1 pseudogene is annotated in these 1,115 nt (G+C 44.4%); it reads left to right on the top strand.

Annotated features, from left to right (window positions below):
• Positions 1-207: 207 nt before the first annotated feature.
• Positions 208-1,115 (top strand): annotated as a pseudogene (locus AC1DUO_RS25275) (UDP-phosphate galactose phosphotransferase); the annotation flags it as partial.

Genomic DNA, 1,115 nt, shown 5'->3' with positions numbered 1-1,115 from the left:
GTATTACTTCAGACAGAGATACGCCGCAGTTGCCTTAATGAAAGGTTGTGCCTGACTGCAACAGTCAGGCACCTACAAAATGACTTATTTATTATTTTTCTGATATGTCAGCATGTCAGGAGACCGTTAATGAAGTCCATTATTATAAGCCTATTAACCTGATGCTCTCAGGTAATAATTATTTTTGATACTTGTTGTGAGGGAAATATGACATTTCTCACCAGAAATTTTTACTCAAGCCTGTTTCTTGCTCTTTCGGATTTCGTCAGTTTTACCCTGTCGATTTATGTCGCTAAAATATTACTGAGCTTCATGCTCAAAGAGTTTGATGACTATATTCCCGCTCAACATGTTACTGCCCTGGTTTTATTACACTGGACGCTGGCATTTTGTTGTGTTGGCTGGTTCTCCATGCGCTTGCGGCATTATTACTACCGCAAAACCTTCTGGTTTGAACTGAAAGAAATTTTACGCACGCTGGTCATTTTTGCCGTTATTGAGATCGCGGTGATGGCTTTCGCGGAGTGGAATTTTTCGCGCTATATGTGGATCCTCACCTGGTTGTTGGTGCTGATATTTGTACCTTGTGCCCGCATGATGACTAAGCGTGTATTAACGGTTCTGGGTATCTGGCAACGCGATGCCATTATTATTGGTACCGGTAAAAATGCTCACGAGGCTTACAAAGCGATTCAAAGCGAAAAGAATCTCGGGCTGAACGTCACCGGATTTATTTCCAGCGAACTGACTGACAAGCCGGGTGACAGCATTGATGGCATTCCGATCATATTCTGCGATGACCTGTGGTTATTAACCCCGTGCGACAAGAAAACCCAGTTTATTGTCGCCGTGGAAGCACATCAGAGCGATATCCGTAACTACTGGCTACGGGTCTTTATGATCCACGGTTACCGTTATGTCTCGGTGATCCCGACCCTGCGCGGCATGCCGCTCGACAGTACGGATATGTCGTTTATTTTCAGTCACGAAGTGATGATCTTACGTGTTCATCAGAATCTGGCGAAATGGTCATCACGCTTCCTGAAACGTGCTTTCGATATTGTGGCTTCACTGGGGATTATTGCCATATTGTCTCCGCTGCTGCTGTATATCAG

It is taken from the genome of Rahnella sp. P4_A8 (assembly GCF_056402435.1).
This window is presented reverse-complemented; position numbering and strand designations above follow the sequence as displayed.